The organism is Clostridium celatum DSM 1785 (assembly GCF_000320405.1).
GTDB lineage: Bacteria > Bacillota > Clostridia > Clostridiales > Clostridiaceae > Clostridium > Clostridium celatum.
Window position 1 is genome coordinate 1 of the sequence record NZ_KB291705.1, and the last position, 15,674, is coordinate 15,674.

Annotated in this window: 18 protein-coding genes; all 18 read right to left on the reverse strand. The window is 30.0% G+C overall.

The window, feature by feature from the left end; translation table 11 throughout:
• Window positions 1-35 precede the first annotated feature (35 nt).
• On the reverse strand, window positions 36-2,666 hold the full coding sequence (gene ppdK / locus HMPREF0216_RS14155) for a pyruvate, phosphate dikinase (protein WP_005215637.1): 2,631 nt from the start codon (window positions 2,664-2,666) through the stop codon (window positions 36-38).
• A 105-nt stretch (window positions 2,667-2,771) separates the two neighbouring features.
• Window positions 2,772-3,410 (reverse strand): transcriptional regulator CcpN, encoded by a 639-nt coding sequence (gene ccpN / locus HMPREF0216_RS14160; RefSeq protein ID WP_005215639.1) that lies wholly within the window; start codon window positions 3,408-3,410, stop codon window positions 2,772-2,774.
• Window positions 3,411-3,597: 187 nt separating this feature from the next.
• Window positions 3,598-4,212: a DUF4342 domain-containing protein gene (locus HMPREF0216_RS14165; protein WP_005215641.1), complete on the reverse strand. Its 615-nt coding sequence runs from the start codon at window positions 4,210-4,212 to the stop codon at window positions 3,598-3,600.
• 9 nt (window positions 4,213-4,221) lie between these two features.
• Complete coding sequence (gene recO, locus HMPREF0216_RS14170) at window positions 4,222-4,971, reverse strand: DNA repair protein RecO (RefSeq protein ID WP_005215643.1); 750 nt, start codon at window positions 4,969-4,971, stop codon at window positions 4,222-4,224.
• A gap of 7 nt (window positions 4,972-4,978) precedes the next feature.
• Window positions 4,979-5,869, reverse strand: a complete 891-nt coding sequence (gene era / locus HMPREF0216_RS14175; protein WP_005215644.1) for a GTPase Era — start codon at window positions 5,867-5,869, stop codon at window positions 4,979-4,981.
• A 10-nt stretch (window positions 5,870-5,879) separates the two neighbouring features.
• Window positions 5,880-6,296 (reverse strand): cytidine deaminase, encoded by a 417-nt coding sequence (locus HMPREF0216_RS14180; RefSeq protein WP_005215646.1) that lies wholly within the window; start codon window positions 6,294-6,296, stop codon window positions 5,880-5,882.
• A 72-nt stretch (window positions 6,297-6,368) separates the two neighbouring features.
• Entirely contained in the window at window positions 6,369-7,070 is a 702-nt protein-coding gene (locus HMPREF0216_RS14185) for a diacylglycerol kinase (RefSeq protein ID WP_005215648.1), read from the reverse strand.
• A gap of 17 nt (window positions 7,071-7,087) precedes the next feature.
• The gene (gene ybeY / locus HMPREF0216_RS14190; RefSeq protein ID WP_005215649.1) at window positions 7,088-7,588 is read right to left on the reverse strand and encodes an rRNA maturation RNase YbeY; all 501 of its coding nucleotides are present in this window, start codon (window positions 7,586-7,588) and stop codon (window positions 7,088-7,090) included.
• 157 nt (window positions 7,589-7,745) lie between these two features.
• A complete protein-coding gene (locus HMPREF0216_RS14195) occupies window positions 7,746-9,800 on the reverse strand; it encodes an HD family phosphohydrolase (protein ID WP_005215651.1) in 2,055 nt (684 codons plus the stop codon).
• A gap of 28 nt (window positions 9,801-9,828) precedes the next feature.
• Window positions 9,829-10,056, reverse strand: coding sequence for a sporulation protein YqfD (locus tag HMPREF0216_RS18300; RefSeq protein WP_005215653.1), 228 nt, complete (start codon window positions 10,054-10,056; stop codon window positions 9,829-9,831).
• Entirely contained in the window at window positions 10,017-10,967 is a 951-nt protein-coding gene (gene yqfD / locus HMPREF0216_RS14200) for a sporulation protein YqfD (RefSeq protein ID WP_278244428.1), read from the reverse strand. The genes HMPREF0216_RS18300 and yqfD overlap by 40 nt, the downstream gene beginning before the upstream one ends.
• A 5-nt stretch (window positions 10,968-10,972) precedes the next feature.
• Window positions 10,973-11,251 carry a sporulation protein YqfC gene (gene yqfC / locus HMPREF0216_RS14205; RefSeq protein WP_005215656.1) on the reverse strand — a complete coding sequence of 93 codons (279 nt, stop codon included), beginning with the start codon at window positions 11,249-11,251 and terminating at the stop codon, window positions 10,973-10,975.
• 328 nt (window positions 11,252-11,579) lie between these two features.
• Window positions 11,580-11,708, reverse strand: a complete 129-nt coding sequence (locus HMPREF0216_RS18195; RefSeq protein ID WP_316318992.1) for a GatB/YqeY domain-containing protein — start codon at window positions 11,706-11,708, stop codon at window positions 11,580-11,582.
• 108 nt (window positions 11,709-11,816) lie between these two features.
• Window positions 11,817-11,993 carry a 30S ribosomal protein S21 gene (gene rpsU, locus HMPREF0216_RS14215; RefSeq protein ID WP_003441547.1) on the reverse strand — a complete coding sequence of 59 codons (177 nt, stop codon included), beginning with the start codon at window positions 11,991-11,993 and terminating at the stop codon, window positions 11,817-11,819.
• 121 nt (window positions 11,994-12,114) lie between these two features.
• On the reverse strand, window positions 12,115-12,459 hold the full coding sequence (locus HMPREF0216_RS14220; RefSeq protein WP_040420095.1) for a histidine triad nucleotide-binding protein: 345 nt from the start codon (window positions 12,457-12,459) through the stop codon (window positions 12,115-12,117).
• A gap of 165 nt (window positions 12,460-12,624) precedes the next feature.
• Window positions 12,625-13,929 carry a tRNA (N(6)-L-threonylcarbamoyladenosine(37)-C(2))-methylthiotransferase MtaB gene (gene mtaB, locus HMPREF0216_RS14225; RefSeq protein WP_005215678.1) on the reverse strand — a complete coding sequence of 435 codons (1,305 nt, stop codon included), beginning with the start codon at window positions 13,927-13,929 and terminating at the stop codon, window positions 12,625-12,627.
• Entirely contained in the window at window positions 13,929-14,690 is a 762-nt protein-coding gene (locus HMPREF0216_RS14230) for an RsmE family RNA methyltransferase (protein ID WP_005215679.1), read from the reverse strand. The genes mtaB and HMPREF0216_RS14230 overlap by 1 nt, the downstream gene beginning before the upstream one ends.
• Before the next feature lie 21 nt (window positions 14,691-14,711).
• Window positions 14,712-15,653 carry a 50S ribosomal protein L11 methyltransferase gene (gene prmA / locus HMPREF0216_RS14235; protein WP_005215681.1) on the reverse strand — a complete coding sequence of 314 codons (942 nt, stop codon included), beginning with the start codon at window positions 15,651-15,653 and terminating at the stop codon, window positions 14,712-14,714.
• Between the last annotated feature and the right edge of the window lie 21 nt (window positions 15,654-15,674).

The following is a 15,674-nucleotide window of genomic DNA, read 5'->3' on the forward strand; positions in this document are numbered from 1 at the left end:
GGAGCAATAAATTGCTCCTTATTTTTTTATTTAAACTATCTAGGATTTTTCACTTGTGCTTGAGCTGCTGCAAGTCTTGCAACTGGAACTCTAAATGGTGAACAAGATACATAGTTTAATCCAACATTGTGGCAGAATTCAACTGATGATGGATCTCCACCATGTTCACCGCAAATACCAAGTTTAATATTTGGTCTTGTTGATTTACCCTTTTCTACAGCTATTTTAATTAATTCACCTACACCAGTTTGATCTAGCTTAGCAAATGGGTCTTGTTCGTAAATCTTTCTTTCATAGTAATCAGATAAGAATTTAGCAGCATCATCTCTTGAGAAACCAAATGTCATTTGAGTTAAGTCATTTGTTCCAAATGAGAAGAACTCAGCCTCTTTAGCAATTTGATCTGCTGTTATTGCTGCTCTTGGAATTTCAATCATTGTACCAACATGATACTCTAATTTAACTCCTTTTTCTTCCATTACAGCTTCTGCTGTTCTAACAACTATATCTTTAACAAATTTTAATTCCTTAACTTCTCCAACTAGTGGAATCATTATTTCTGGAATTATATTATATCCCTTTGAAGTTTTAACTTCTATTGCAGCTTCAATTACTGCTCTAGTTTGCATTTCTGCTATTTCTGGATAAGAAACAGCTAATCTACAACCTCTATGACCCATCATTGGGTTAAATTCATGTAAACCATCAACTGTTGCTTTAAGATCTTCAAAAGATAAATCCATAGTTTTTGCAAGTTCTGCTATTTCTTCGTCAGTATGAGGTAAGAATTCATGTAGTGGTGGATCTAAGAATCTTATAGTTGCTGGTCTTTCTTCTAATGCTTCATACATTTCTACGAAATCTTTTCTTTGCATTGGTAGTAGTTTTTCAAGTGCAGCTCTTCTTTGTTCCTCACTCTTAGCAACTATCATTTCTCTCATTGCCATGATTCTATCACCTTCAAAAAACATATGCTCTGTTCTACAAAGACCAATACCTTCAGCACCAAATTCAACCGCTTGCTTAGTATCTCTTGGGTTATCAGCATTAGTTCTAACCTTTAATGCTCTTATTTCATCAGCCCAACCCATGAATGTAGCAAAATGTCCTGAAATTTCTGGAGTAACAGTTTTAACAGCTTCTCCATATACATTTCCTGTTGATCCATCTATTGAAATATAATCTGTAGTAGTATAAGTCCTTCCATTTACTTCTACAGTCTTTTCTTCTTCATTTACTCTTAAATCACCACAACCAGCTACACAGCAAGTTCCCATACCTCTAGCAACAACAGCTGCATGAGAAGTCATTCCACCTCTTACTGTTAATATACCTTCAGCAGCAATCATACCTTCGATATCCTCTGGTGATGTTTCAAGTCTTACTAGAACAACCTTTTCTCCCTTTTCAGCTCTTTCTTTAGCTTCTTCTGCTGTAAATGCTATCTTACCACATGCAGCTCCTGGAGATGCTGGAAGCCCCTTAGCAATAACAGTTGCTTTCTTCATTTCATTTAAATCAAAAGTTGGATGTAATAAGGAATCTAATTGCTTTGGTTCAACCTTAAGAATTGCTTCTTCCTTAGTTAACATTCCTTCTTCAACTAAATCAACAGCAATTTTCAATGCAGCTTGAGCTGTTCTCTTTCCATTTCTAGTTTGTAAGAAGTATAACTTACCTTCCTCAATTGTAAATTCCATATCTTGCATATCTCTATAATGATTTTCAAGAGTATGAACAATATCCATAAATTGCTTGTAAATTGCAGGATTTTGTTCTTCTAATTTTGATATTGGAAGTGGTGTTCTAATTCCTGCAACAACATCTTCACCTTGTGCATTCATTAAATATTCACCATAAATTTCTTTTTCACCAGTTGCTGCATTTCTTGAGAATGCAACCCCTGTTCCTGAAGTTTCTCCTTTATTACCAAATACCATTTGTTGAACATTAACAGCGGTTCCCCATTCACCTGGAATATCATTTAATCTTCTATAAACAATAGCTCTTGGATTGTCCCATGATCTAAATACGGCAGTAATAGCTTCTGTTAATTGAACTGTTGGATCTTGTGTAAAATCTTCACCTTTTTCTTTTTTGTATAATTCCTTATACTTAACTACTAATTCTTTCAAATCCTCAGCAGTTAAATCTGTGTCGTATTTAACGCCCTTAGCTTCTTTAGCTTCATCTATTAAATTTTCAAATAATCTCTTTTCAACACCCATAACAACATCAGAGAACATTTGAATAAATCTTCTATATGAATCATAAGCAAATCTTGGATTATTAGTAGCCTTAGCTACAGCTTCAACAGCAACATCATTTAAACCAAGATTTAATATTGTATCCATCATCCCTGGCATTGAAACTCTTGCACCAGATCTTACTGAAACTAAAAGTGGATTTGTGTTACTTCCAAATTCTTTTCCTGTTATTTTTTCTAATTCTTTAATATTTGCATGGATTTCTTCTATGACTCCTGCACTAATTTGTTTTCCATCCTCATAATACTTATTACAAGCTTCTGTTGTAACAATAAATCCTTGAGGCACTGGAATACCTAGTATAGTCATTTCTGCTAAATTTGCCCCTTTACCTCCAAGAAGGTTTTTCATTGACCCATTACCTTCACTGAAAAGATAAACATACTTTTTCTTCTCCATCTCAATACTCCTCCGTTCATACGATAAATATATACTATCAAGACTTAAGTCTCGTAGCTTACCTTTTAAATTACCCCTTTTAAATTACCCTTTTCAATTTTTATCCTAATTATTTTCTCCAAGTTTAACAAACAATTTTGTTATGTTTGTCTTAGATATTTTTCCTACTATTTTTAAATTAACTTTCTCATCATCTGAATCATTAACCTTTTCTACTATAGGTATACTATCAATTTCATGCTCTATTATCTTTTTAGCTAATGTATATGCACTATCTTCTGGAAATCCATAAACTATGTTAGGCATTCTAGTCATAATAACTCCAATAGGAACTTTATGTATATCTGTTCCCCCTATAGCTATTTTAAGAAAATCCTTTCTAGATACTGCTCCAACTAAAATTCCATCATTCTCAACAAATAGCGTTCCTACATCATTTAAAAATAAATACACAATTGCATCATATACAGTTGTAGCATCGTTAACAGTTACAGGCTTTGACATAATCTCCCCAACTCTTATTTTGGATAAATTAGCCAATATGTCACTATCTAATTTCTTACCTAAGTATACATATCCAACCTTAGGTCTAGCATCTAGTGTTCCTGTCATTGTAAGTATTGCTAAATCCGCTCTAAGTGCCGCTCTAGTAACACCTAGCTTTTCTGCTAAAGCTTCACTTGTAACAGGCTGACCAGCTTTAACTATCTTAACTATCTCCTCTTGTCTTTTTGTAAACTTCAAAGCTACCCCTCTTTTCGACTTTTTAGGGAATATTCAGACAATTAAGAATATTTTTTATTTACAGTATAATTATATCATTTTCTTATCTTTTTACTATATCAAATTTTCTTAAAAATCACTCAAATTAGCTGAATATTCCTATTTTTTCCTTATTTACTAGACTTTACCCTAGTTTTTCTTTAATTTTCTATTCTTTATCATCTTCATCTGAAAAATTTACAGTATATGTGAACGTTGTTTCGCTCTCATCATCACTCTTTTTTGCTGTATGTGATGTTTTTATTCCTTCATTTACATCTTGAACTTTTTCTTTCATCTTATCTGCCATAGTACTTGCTTTATCTTTAACATCATTTACAGCTTGAGAAATATATTTATTTACTACCTCAACAGAACCATCTGCTTTAGTTATTTCTATTGTAACTTGTGTAACTACAGCTGCAACTACAACAAAAGCTAATATTGGTGGTATTACAATAGCTATAATCCCTGCAGCAATTCCTGCATTTACAGGAACATCTACTAATTTCTTCCCATCCTTACTAACCTTAATTCTAGTTACATTTCCTTTGTTTATTAAGTCCTTTAACCAAACTTTAAGCTCTTCTATTGTTTCTGTTTTATAGCTTTCTTCTTTAGCCTCTTCTTTGAAATCAATATTTTCTTTCTTTAGCTTTTGCTCTAAATAAATTATTGCATCTAATACATCTCCATTAGAAATCACTAATGCTTCTTTAGCCTCACTATAACTTGCACCTGTTCTTTCTTTAACTAAATCTACTTTTTCTAATGTAATATCCATATCTATTCTCTACTCCTTTATATAATTTAACATTTCTAAGCTTTTTGGCTTTTTTGAATAATTTGAATTTATTATGAAAGTAGTTACTCTTTCAATTTGTTTCTTTATTTCAGTTGTTATGTTTAATCTATATATTTTATCCATGGGTGTATTATTTAAAAACCTTAGTGCATTATATGCTGCTTTTGAGACATGTAAGCCATGTTCCTTCTTACATTCTATGCAAACACCACCATAATGAGATAGAGAAATATATTCAGCTGTTGCTATCTTTTTTTTACAAAGGCTACAATTATCAAATTGTAGCCCATACCCTGTTGCTTTAAGTAATCTAAGTTCAAATGCTCTAACTAATAACTCATAATCCATGGCATCTGTATTTAGCAAATACAGACATGTTATAAAATCTCTAAAAAGTAATTTATTAATTTCTCCTTCTTGTACACATATATCTATAAGCTCACATATATAAGATGAATATGTTAACTTATCTAAGTTATTAAGTAGTCCTTGAAAAGAATTTAATATCTTACCTTCTTGTAAATTATAAAGATTTTTACCTTTAAAGAACACATACTCTCCAAAACATAAAGGCAGAGTTATACTTAAATTTTTACTTTTACTCTTTTTAGCTCCTCTTGCTATAAATGTTATTTTTCCTACTTCTTCTGTATATGCCCAAATAAGTTTATCATTTTCTTTATAATCTATGGATTTAATAATTACACCCTTAGTTTTTACAAGTGACAGAACAATCAACTCCTACCTACTTCATTTTTTTATAGCCTAATTCCTTAAGTAGAAGGTTATTGTCTCTCCACTCTTTTCTAACTTTAACCCAAATCTTTAAGTTTACCTTAGCATTTAGGAATCTTTCTATTTCATATCTAGCTGTCTCACCAATCTTCTTTAGTGAAGCTCCATTTTTACCAATTATTATTCCTTTATGTGAATCTTTTTCGCATATTAAATCTACTTCTATATGATAAGTTCCTTTTTCATTTTGCTTCATTTGAATTATATCAACAGCAATTCCATGAGGAATCTCATCTCTTAAATTCTTTAATGTTTTTTCTCTTACTATTTCTGCAACAATAAATCTTTCATTTGCATCTGTTATCATATCTTCTGGATAATATTGAGGACCTTCTGGCATTTTTTCTACCATTAATCTTACAAGTGTATCTACATTTTTACCTTTTAATGCTGATATTGGTACTATTTCTGCAAAATCATATTCCTTTGAGTACATATCTAAAGTTTTAGCAACTTTTTCATGGCTGTTTTCATCAACTTTATTTACTACTAAGAATACTGGTGCCTTTTGCTTCTTTATAGCTTCTAAGATAAATTTATCTCCTCTCCCAATCTCATCACATGGGTTTATTAAGAATAATACTAAATCTACTTCTTTTATAGATTCAGTTGCTGAATTAACCATATAATCGCCTAATTTATTCTTTGGTTTATGTATACCTGATGTGTCTACAAATACTATTTGATAATCTTCACCTGTTAATATTGTTTGTATATTATTTCTTGTAGTTTGTGGTTTATTTGAAACTATTGATAGTTTTTCACCCATTATTTGATTTGTTAATGTTGATTTCCCTACATTTGGTCTACCTACTATTGTTACGAATCCTGATTTATACATTATTAGCCTCCTAGCCCTTTAAGTCCTTTTTTGAAAAAACACCTGGTAGTATTTCTTCAAAAGTTTTTACTATATAGTCATTTTCATTTTTTATAATTATTATTGGTACATTTTTATCTACAACAAATTCTGCTATTACCTGTCTACATATACCGCATGGATATGTATATGCATTTGTATCTCCAACTACCGCTACTGCCTTTATCTCTCTGTTTCCTTCGTGAACTCCTTTAAAAATTGCTGTTCTTTCAGCACAATTAGTTCCACCAAAAGATGCATTTTCTATATTACTCCCAGTATATATTTTTCCATCCTCAAAAAGAACAGCAGCACCAACCTTAAAGTTAGAATATGGACAATACGCCTTTTCTCTTGCTTCTAAAGCATTTATAATTAATTCTTTATAATTCACTTCATTTTCCTCCATAGTTAAATAGTATAGCACATATATTATAATACCCTCTGTTTTTACTTAACACAAATGTTTTATAAAATTTCTTTATAATTTAAATATGGTAAATATTAAAAGTGTTAAAAGCACTCCTAAAATTCCTCCAACAACAACCTCAAATACTGAATGCACCTCAGAATCTACTCTACTTTGAGCTGTTATAAAAGCCATTAGATACGCCAATATTATGCATATTGATTTTTCTGTTATAAGTGCTATTGCCGTAGATATAGAAAATGCTAATGCACTATGACCACTTGGCATTCCACCTTTTAATGGAGTTCCCTCACCAAATACAGCTTTTACTATGACAACAGTAAGAACAACTATAACTAATGCAATAAAAATCATATATGGTTCAGAATGTTTTATCTTATGAATAACTCCATAAGAAAAATTTGAAAGTTTATCCCAAAATACGATATATCCTACTAACAATGCATTAATTGCAGTTACTAAAACTGCCCCTGCTGCTGTATTTTTTGCTACTTTTGCAAGTGGATGATAGTAATTAGTATTTAAATCTACCACTGCTTCTACTGCCGTATTTACTAACTCCGCAGTAATAACCATAGTTATAGTAATTGCTAGTGCTAAAAATTCAGCCTTAGATATATCAAAGAAAAAACACGCTATTAATACCGCCATCGCTGATATAATATGAATTTTCATATTTCGTTGAGTTCTTACAGCATCAATTACTCCATCAATTGCATGATTAAAACTCTCTAGCAATTTCCTCATTTCCATAATCTCACCCCTATTTTTTATCTATTTATATTTAATCCCCCTAATATTTCCTCTTCTCTTTTTCTCATAATCTTTTTTTCTTCTTCTTCCATATGATCATATCCAAGCAGATGTAAAATAGAATGTACTACTAAATAACAAGTCTCTCTTATATATGAATGGTTAAACTCGATACTTTGCTCTTTTGCCCTCTCTAATGATAAAACCATATCTCCTAATACTAATTCATCACCGTCTAAATATACTTCACTAAACTTATTATCTCCATACACATCTTTAAATACTTTATCTTTAGGATATTCTAACATAGGAAAAGATAAAACATCTGTTGCATTATCAATACCTCTAGTATCTCTATTTATTTCTCTTATCTCTTCGTTATCTACGAAAAGTAAAGAAATTTGATACGGAATTTTAACGCCTTCTTCACTAAGTGCAAAATCGCATACTTCATTTATTATGCTAATAAAATCTTCAGTAACTTCTATTTTCTCTTGTCTATTATCTGTATATAACATAACCTTCCTACCTTCTTTACATATTGAAATTATGTAATATTAAATACTATATACTTTATTATTAGTTTAACCACATACATACAAAAGTAATTAGTTGTAATATTCATAATTTCATTTATTTTCTTCATAACTTAGTTATAGGGAGTAATATTACTCCCTATTTTTCATCTTTATTTTTTTCTTTTGGATATTCTATTCTATGATGATATAAGCCTTTTAAAACCCTCAAGAAACTTTTTTTAATTAAATTTAAATCTTTAAAGGTTAACTCACAATTATCTAACTGATTTGAGTTAAGCTTATCTTTAATTATATTATTAATCATTTCTTCTATTTTAGTCATAGTTGGTTCATTTATAGACCTTACAGCAGCTTCAACACTATCAGCTAACATTACAATTGCACTTTCTTTGGATTCCGGTATCGGACCTGGATATCTAAAATCTTCTTCCCTTACCTCATCAGGATTTTCACTATTATTTTTTAATGTATAATAAAAATATTTCACCAAAGTAGTTCCATGATGCTGCCCAATTATATTTCTTATAACTAAAGGTATATCATATTCCTTAGCTAAATCTAAGCCATCCTTAACATGTGATATTATTATTGAGGCACTTAGTTCTGGTGAAATTTTATCATGAGGATTTCCTCCCCCTAATTGATTCTCTCCAAAGAAAAATGGTCTTTTAATTTTACCTATATCATGATAGTAAGCTCCTACTCTAGCAATTATAGGATTAGCTCCAACCTCTTCTGCTGCTACTTCAGCTAAATTAGCAACCATTACACTATGATGATAAGTTCCTGGTGCTTCCATTAATAATCTTTTAAGTAGCGGACTGTTTGGATTAGATATTTCTAACAGTTTTATATTGGTTATTAAATTAAAACTTGATTCTAAAAATGGTAATAACCCAATAGCTAATATTCCTGATATAAATGCTCCTATGGAAGCTATACCAGCGTCTAGAAGTATCTTTCTCATATTATTTGAAAGCAATACTCCACTTGATACTGTTATAATAGCTACTGAAATAGCTACATAAAAAGTTGTATATAATATATCATTTCTTTGACTTGATTTCTTTAATGATATAGATGATACAATAATGCTAATTATACCTATTAATATAATTTGAGGATCAAAACTTACAATAACAGAAATAAGCATTAAAGTTAAGCTATTTAATACTATAGATATCTTATAATCTAACAATACAGTCATAAGTATAGGTACAGATGCTAACGGTATTAAATATAATGATGCTAAAGAAACTATACGCGTAAGAAGTAATAAAAGTATATTTAGTAATAAAATCATAAATGTTAATTTAGTATTTGCTAAAACATCTTTTCTTTCCTTTTTTAAATATAAATATTGTGTTAACAATACAAATAATACATAAACCGATATTATAATATATGTAAGCATATAGTCCTTGCTTACACTATCTCCTATAAGTCCAAGCTCTGTTAATATAGATATTTGTCTCTGTGTTATAGGCTCTCCTTCTTTTACTATAATTTGATTTTTCTTTATCATAACTTTTGAAACAGTTTTTAATGCTTCCTTTACCATTTCATCAGTTTTTGCTTGATCAAAAAACCAATTTGGTTGTATTTGACTGTAACACATTTCTCTAAGTATATTTTCTAAATTTAAATCTAAATCTTGATCACTTAAATACTCATCTACAATACTCTTAGCATCCATTATAGCTACGATATCATCTTCTTTTATTTGATTTTCATATACTCTATCAATAATAACTAAGGCTATCCACTGCAATTCTGTAGCTTTCTCTACAGATAAATCTAATAGTATTTTATATTGGTCATCTGAAAGCTTAAAGCTCTCCATTTTTTTAAGCTCATTAATTTTATCTTTTTCTGAAATATTATTGCTTTTTAAATTTATTACTTTATCAAAAAACAACTTTGTATTTTCACTAGCTTGAATCTTTACTTCACTTTTCAATGTAAATTTTTTCTCTACTTTAGCAGCTACTTCTTGCTCTTTTTCACTAGTTGCTTCTTCATCAATAATATCTCTAGGCGCTTTTATATCTACGCTTGCAATATCGCCTTCAATAAAATCATACCTCTTAGGAGTTATTACCGTCATAATTATGAAATATGTTAAAATTACACCTACAGTAAAAAGAAATATTCTCTTCCATTTATCCTTATGTTTAATTTCATCCTTCAATATTAATCACCTTCTCATCTCTCTATAGTTAATAATCAGTTAAAATATCATTAACTATATTTTGCTCTATTACAAAAATAACTTTAACTAAAGCATTCCCGTCCTCTTCCTTTTTTGTCTCTATAATTTTATCTACTAAAACAGCCTCTCTTGTTAATTCATTTAGTAAAGATTTTTCCACTTCATTTACAGCCTCATTTATTGCTTCATCTTCATCTAAATCAATTTCTTTTTCAACTCTTTCATAATATAGCACCTTGTTAAATATTTACCACTGTTTTCTATTTTATCATAGTGTTCAAAACCTTTTATAGCCTTTTTTAAGTAAATTCTTTTTCCAAATACACTTATATATACATCACTATCCTTGTTGCCACTTCTCTCTAAAGTAGTTCCAGTTAATTTAACATTAATCATTTTCTCATATAATGTCTTTGCAACAACAACACCTCTAGCAGGTAGTATATATTTAAGTTCTTCATTTCCATCCATACCTTCTATAAGTACATCTCCGGCTTTTACATTTTGACCCTTAGTAACAACAGCTCTTCCACTAAAAGTATATATCTTAGTAATTTCTCCATCCATCTTTGCAACAAGATTGCCATATTCCGATTCCTCTATTTTAGGTGGATTAATTTTTTCTTCTAATACAACCTTTAGTGTAGACCCTTCTATTCTAACTCTTACCCATAATATTTCCGAATTTATATTTTCTAATTTTTTTTCTATTTCTTTTACATCTATAGATTTTTTAGCAATCCCAGGTTTAATTCCTATTTGCATTAACTCTTGCCTAATTACAAATGGAGGTATATTTTTTTGAGTGTCAATTTGAACTGCCCATATATATGTTGATAGATAATATAATATTCCTAAAAATAATACACATCCTATTCCAAGAGATAGCCTTTTTTTCAGACTTCCTAAAAAAAAGATAAAACCTTTACTCTTTACAAGTGTTATAGAACCTCCAAGCTTATTAACAATTTCTTCTACTTCTATATATTTTAAATAATCTATTTCCAGAATCATAGTTGCTACATTCTTCTTTTTAGCCTTATAAACTTTAATTCCTCTACTCCAAAGTATATTTAATAACTTTTCTAGGTTTAAAACTCTAACTTCAATTAGTATCCTACCTTGTTTCACTTTATCAAAAGCCATTACTATCACCTCTCATATTCAACTGAATTAAAAAAACCACTGATAGTAATAGTAGATGTAGCAATATATAGTATTTCAAATTTACTTCCATGAATATTTAATGGACCTTCTTTAGTATTAATTTTTATCAAATCATCCTTAAATGATATTATTCCTTTGTGATTTTCTATAGTTATTTCATTTCGTCCCACTATTATAATCTTTGGTAAATCTAGTACAACATCTTTAGGGAGTTCAAGCTTTTCAGCAATAAATTCTTTTCCTCTACTAATTTTATTATCCATAACCTTCTCCTTCTAAAAATACTCTCTCAATGTACTTTATGATTATATAGTAAATAAAATCACTAAAAACAAAAAAGAACTCAATATAATATTGAGTTCTTTTTATTATTTATTTCTTAAATAATCTTTAACAAGCGCACTTACAAGTTTTCTATCTGTCTTACTTACAACCTTTGGTCTAACTGCTGACATAAGCTTACCCATGTCTCAATGTTATTAGCTCCCACTTTGTAGCTGTTCATTTTACAAATTGTAAAATCTTTCACTTAATTGCTGAGGAAGGTAACCTAGCAAGATTTTAATTATAGATATATCTAAATTAAAACTCTTAGCTATTTCCCTTTTCAAATTCAAGCATTGATTTTATTCGTTGCTTGATTTCTTTTGCTAATATCTCTATAACCTTATCGTCCTCAAGCGTAACACCATCGGTTTGTTTTATAACAGTATTACAGATTCGCTATTAGTTAGCATATTAAAATAATTTCTTAAATAAATATACTATATAGCATACTTGCAGTTTTTCTTTATTCTGGGAATATCCCATTCTTTTAAAAATTAAAAACTACTTGAACTTTCTCTTTCTTGCAGCTTCTGATTTTTTCTTTCTCTTTACGCTTGGCTTTTCGTAATGTTCTCTCTTTCTAACTTCTGAAAGAACCCCAGCTCTTGCGCATTTTCTCTTAAATCTTCTTAACGCACTTTCTAGTGTTTCGTTTTCTCCAACTTTGATTTCTGACATCTATTATCCCTCCCTCCGCTAGCTCAAATTAGTATCTTTAACTCAGCTACGGGCTTAATAACACATATTGTATTATACAATATTATAATCTAAAATGTCAATATACTTTAAATTATTTCTTTTAACCCGGTGGCCATTTAAGTTCTCTTGCACCTAATACGTGAAAATGTATGTGGTTTACAGTTTGCCCGCCGTCAGTACCACAGTTATTTACTATTCTATAGCCATTTTCAGAGATATTAAGGTCCCTTACTATTTTATTTATTACTAGAAAAATATGTGAGACTATACTGCAATTTTCTTCAGTTATGTCATTAGCACTTACAATATGTTCCTTAGGTACCACTAAAAAATGTACTGGTGCTTCAGGACTTATATCATAAAAAGCTAAAACCTTATCATCTTCATATATTTTCTTTGAAGGAATTTCACCTGCAACTATTTTACAAAAAATACAATCTCCCATAAACTCACCTCCTTTAACCGAAAATCCAAATTTCAAATTTGCTTATTGGAAGTTATATCTTCTAACTTAAGAGAAGATATAACTTCCATATTTAATTTTCAATTTGTTTAGTTGTAATTACCCTTTAGACTCTTAGTCCAAAAGGATTCCATTTTAACAACTTAATTAAACCATACTTGCTATTGCATAATCTTCTACGGCTTCTTCAATCTTTACATCTACTATTTTACCAGTAATATCAGCCGACATACAATGTACTATTACTTTTATATAATTTCTTGTATATCCTTCATAGAAGTCCGGCTTATCTTTAACTTCTTTTTCTATTAATACATCCATTACCTTTCCAATAAACTTCTCAGTAAATGCATGTTCATTTTTATCATTTAACTCAATTAATAGTTTGCTTCTTTCATCTTTAATGTTTCCATCTATTTGATTAGGCATATCTGCTGCCTTAGTTCCTTTTCTTGGACTATATTTAAATACATGAGTTTTAGTTAAATGAATTTTCTTTAAATATTCATAAGTTTCATTAAATTCTTCCTTTGTTTCTCCTGGGAATCCTACTATTACATCTGTAGATATCGATACATCCGGAAGAGTTTCTCTTAAAAGATTTACTGATGCTTCATATTCCTCAGCTGTATATCTTCTATTCATTCTCTTTAATGTTGCATCACACCCACTTTGAAGTGACAAATGGAAGTGAGGACATAACTTTTTAAATCCTTTAATTTTTTCAATAACTTCTGGTGTAAAGAATGCAGGTTCAATTGATCCTATTCTTATTCTTTCTATTCCATCTATTTTTTCTATTTCTTCTATTAATCCAATTAAAGTTACATTTCCTTCCAAGTCTAAACCATAAGATGCTGTATGTATTCCTGATAAAATCACTTCTTTAAACCCATGTGATGCTAATTCCTTAACTTCACTTAAAACTTTGTCAGGATCCTTTGAACATACTGACCCTCTTGCATAAGGTATTGTGCAATATGTACAAAATCTATTACATCCATCTTGAATCTTTAAGAATGCTCTAGTCTTATCTTGATAATCTTCTATTTTTAAGTCTTCAAATTTCTTATTTTGAAGTACTGGCTGTACATGTACCTGTGGTTGACCTTCATCTTTGGCCTTATTAACATAGTATACCACATCACCCTTATTTCTAGTACCTAAAACTACATCAACTCCAGGTATCTCTGAAACTTCTTTAGGTGCCATTTGAGAATAACATCCTACTGCTGCAATTATAGCCTCTGGATTAGTTCTTCTTGCTCTGCTTATAATTTGTCTAGACTTTTTATCTCCCATATTCGTTACTGTACAAGTATTAATTACATATACATCAGAAAATTCATTGAAATCTACAACTTCATATCCTTCTCTTATGAATTTTTCAGCCATAGCTTCTGATTCATATACATTAACTCTACACCCTAATGTAGCAAATGCGACTTTCATTAATCATTTCCTCCTAAATCACTTAGCTCATACTGTATTAAAGATGTTGCAACAAATCCTGCTGTTTCCGTCCTTAATATTCTCTTTCCTAAAGTTATTATATGAGCACCTTTTTCCTTAAGTTCTTCTATTTCATATTCTTCTATGCCACCTTCGGGCCCTACAAATATTCCAACACTTTTTATTTCTTGTTCAGCACTTTCTTTTCTTAACTTATTAATTAAAGTTTTAATACCGAAATTATTTGCATTTTCATAAGGAACTATTACTAAATCTAAAGAATCTACTCTTCCTAACATATCTTCAAAATCTATTGGTTCACTAACCTTAGGAATTATACTTCTTTTACTTTGCTTTGCAGCTTCTAGTGCAATTCTATTTAATCTATCAAGTTTCTTAAATTCACCCTTTAGCTTAACATCTACTCTATGAGTAATAACTGGAATGAACTCATTTATACCTAGTTCTGTTCCTTTTTGAACTATTAAATCCATCTTTTGCGCTTTTGGTAATCCTTGAAATAAATAAATTTTAATTTTTCTTTCATTATTTAAATCAAGCTTTTCAATTATATCAAGTAATACCTCTTGTTTATTTACAGAGGATACTGTAGCTAAATATTCCGTTCCTTCGCAGTTATTTAAAACTACTTTTTCACCTTCTGATATTCTAAGAACCTTATAGATGTGTTTTACATCATCACCTATTATTTTAGCTACATTTTCATTAATTAATTCCTTTGGAGTAAAAAATTTGTGCATTCTTTTCTTCTCTCCTAAAAACTATTTTAATTTGGCAACTATACAGTTCCATTCACCATCTCTATTTTTTTCAATTACTTCAAAACCAGTAGCTTCTAGTTTCTCACATACCATATCTACTCTATCATGAATAATTCCTGATGTTATAAATACTCCACCATCTTTTAATACTCTCTTAACATCATCTGTAAGTATACAAATTATTTCTGCTAAAATATTTGCTACAACTATGTCTGCTTTTCCATCTATAACTTCTACAAGATTTCCATAAAGTATCTCTATATTATCCAGATTATTGTAAGCAACATTTTCCTTTGAAGATTCAACTGCAACTGGATCTAAATCAACACCTACTGCAAGCTTTGCTCCTAACTTAGCTGCAGCTATTGCTAGTATTCCAGAACCACATCCAACGTCAAATACTGTACTATCTTCTTTAACATATCTTTCAAGAGCTTGAATACACATTCTTGTAGTTTCATGAGTACCTGTACCAAAAGCCATTCCTGGATCTAAATCAACAACTAATTCACCATCTTTAGCTTCGTATTCTTCCCATATAGGTTTAACTACTATTTTTTCTCCAACTTTTGATGGCTTATAATATTGCTTCCATGTATTTGCCCAATCTTCTTCATGCATAGTTTCTGATTCAACTTTTGCTTGCCCTAAATCAATTCCCATTTCTTTAAGCTCAGTTAATCTTTCATTAATATAAGCTATTACATCTTCTATATTATCTTCTTCAGCAAAATATCCCTTTACTACGGCAACTTCACCTTTATGCTCTAAAACATTTATATCAGCAAAATCCCATGTTAATGGTCCTTGTTCTCTACCTAATATATCATTCGGATCCTCTATTGCAACTCCTTTGCAATCTAAACTATAAAATATTCCTGATACTGGTTCAAGAGCCTCACTTGTTGTTATTACTCTTACCTCTATCCATGTTCCGTCCATTTAAATCATCCTTTCATTTGT

Coding starts and splice junctions, on each gene's coding strand:
- prmA (WP_005215681.1), bottom strand. CDS start 15,653: ATGGACGGAACATGGATAGAGGTAAGAGTAATAACAACAAGTGAGGCT.
- ybeY (WP_005215649.1), bottom strand. CDS start 7,588: ATGTTATATACAGATAATAGACAAGAGAAAATAGAAGTTACTGAAGAT.
- yqfC (WP_005215656.1), bottom strand. CDS start 11,251: ATGGATAATAAAATTAGTAGAGGAAAAGAATTTATTGCTGAAAAGCTT.
- ppdK (WP_005215637.1), bottom strand. CDS start 2,666: ATGGAGAAGAAAAAGTATGTTTATCTTTTCAGTGAAGGTAATGGGTCA.
- HMPREF0216_RS14180 (WP_005215646.1), bottom strand. CDS start 6,296: ATGGAGGAAAATGAAGTGAATTATAAAGAATTAATTATAAATGCTTTA.
- yqfD (WP_278244428.1), bottom strand. CDS start 10,967: ATGGCTTTTGATAAAGTGAAACAAGGTAGGATACTAATTGAAGTTAGA.
- HMPREF0216_RS14165 (WP_005215641.1), bottom strand. CDS start 4,212: ATGGATATTACATTAGAAAAAGTAGATTTAGTTAAAGAAAGAACAGGT.
- HMPREF0216_RS14185 (WP_005215648.1), bottom strand. CDS start 7,070: ATGGAAATGAGGAAATTGCTAGAGAGTTTTAATCATGCAATTGATGGA.
- HMPREF0216_RS14230 (WP_005215679.1), bottom strand. CDS start 14,690: ATGCACAAATTTTTTACTCCAAAGGAATTAATTAATGAAAATGTAGCT.
- HMPREF0216_RS14220 (WP_040420095.1), bottom strand. CDS start 12,459: ATGGGAGATTGTATTTTTTGTAAAATAGTTGCAGGTGAAATTCCTTCA.
- era (WP_005215644.1), bottom strand. CDS start 5,869: ATGTATAAATCAGGATTCGTAACAATAGTAGGTAGACCAAATGTAGGG.
- rpsU (WP_003441547.1), bottom strand. CDS start 11,993: ATGTCAGAAATCAAAGTTGGAGAAAACGAAACACTAGAAAGTGCGTTA.
- mtaB (WP_005215678.1), bottom strand. CDS start 13,929: ATGAAAGTCGCATTTGCTACATTAGGGTGTAGAGTTAATGTATATGAA.